Origin of the sequence: Streptomyces flavofungini (genome assembly GCF_041028215.1) — a bacterium.
GTDB classification, from domain to species: domain Bacteria; phylum Actinomycetota; class Actinomycetes; order Streptomycetales; family Streptomycetaceae; genus Streptomyces; species Streptomyces flavofungini_B.
In genome coordinates, this window is sequence record NZ_JASKYR010001274.1 from 1 (window position 1) to 1,394 (window position 1,394).

Consider the following 1,394-nt stretch of genomic DNA (forward strand, 5'->3'; position numbering starts at 1 on the left):
CTCAGACACAGTGCGGCAATTTTACGGGGCCGCGGGACCCGATGGCGCGCCCCGTCGGGCGGCACCGGGCGACCGCCGGGCGGCGGCGTGGCGACGAGGGGGCGGGACGGCGCACGACGGCGCTCCCCGGCCACCCCGGGGCCCGGGAGGGGAGGCACCGTCGCGGCCACCCCCATCCCTCGTTAGGGTCAACGCGTGGCCCCGAGTCCTGCGTATCCGATACCCCCCGAGGCACCCGCCCCGGGCGAGCTCCGCCGTGTCCGCTGGTGGCAGCGGCGGGCGATACGCGCGGCCGGGCTCATCGTCCTGCTCGCGATGTCGGGCCTGGTGATCCTGGCCCTGGTCCGGGAGCAGACCGGCACCCAGGGCTTCCTGGTGGGCCTCGGCCTCGCGACCGTACCCGTGCCCGTGCTGGTCACCGCGTTCCGCTGGCTGGACCGGGTGGCCCCGGGCCCCTGGCGGAACCTGCTGTTCTCCTTCTCCTGGGGAGCCTGCGCCGCGGCGCTCATCGCCATCGTCGCGAACAGCTTCGCGATCCGCTGGATAGCCACCGCGACCGCCGACCCCACCAGCGCGGACACCCTCGGCGCGACCGTCATCGCCCCGATCGTCGAGGAGTCGGCGAAGGCCGCGGCGGTGCTGCTGGTCTTCCTCTTCCGCAGACGTGACTTCACCGGTGTCGTCGACGGCGTGGTGATAGCCGGGGTGACCGCGACCGGCTTCGCGTTCACCGAGAACATCCTCTATCTGGGCAACGCCTTCGTCACCGACCAGCTCAGCCGCGAGAGCGGCCTGGCGTCGGTGACGGCGGCGACCTTCTTCGTGCGCGTCGTGATGTCCCCGTTCGCGCACCCCATGTTCACCGTCCTGACCGGCATCGGCTTCGGCATCGCCGCGTTCTCCGCGCAGCGCATGCGCGTGCGCCGCGTCCTGCTCCCGCTCACCGGGCTGCTCCTCGCGATGGGCGTGCACGCCCTGTGGAACGGCTCGGCGGTCTTCGGGCAGTACGGCTTCTTCACCGTGTACGCGCTCTTCATGCTGCCCTGCTTCGGCCTGCTGACCTGGCTGGCGATCTGGACCCGGCAGCGCGAACTGCGCATGATCCGCGCCGAACTGCCCGTCTACGCGGCGGCGGGCTGGCTCACCCCGCCCGAGCCGTACGCGCTCGGCTCGATGCGCGCCCGCGCGCTGGCCCGCGACTACGCCTCGTACGCCTGGGGCAAGGCCGCGGCCCGCGCGGTCGCGGAGTACGAGATGTACGCGACGTCCCTGGCGTTCCTGCGCCACCGGGGCCGCAAGGGCCGGGCGGGCGCCGACTTCGTGGTCCGCGAGCGCGAGCTGCTCCAGCGGCTCTGGGAGCGCCGCGAACCGGCCCGCCCCGCCCTGGCCTACGC

Annotated in this window: 1 protein-coding gene; it reads left to right on the top strand. The window is 73.6% G+C overall.

The window, feature by feature from the left end; all coding sequences use genetic code 11:
* Nucleotides 1–195: 195 nt before the first annotated feature.
* Nucleotides 196–1,394, top strand: a 1,199-nt coding sequence (locus tag AB8Z36_RS40375) for a PrsW family intramembrane metalloprotease (protein WP_440582135.1), incomplete at its 3' end; no start/stop codon positions are given.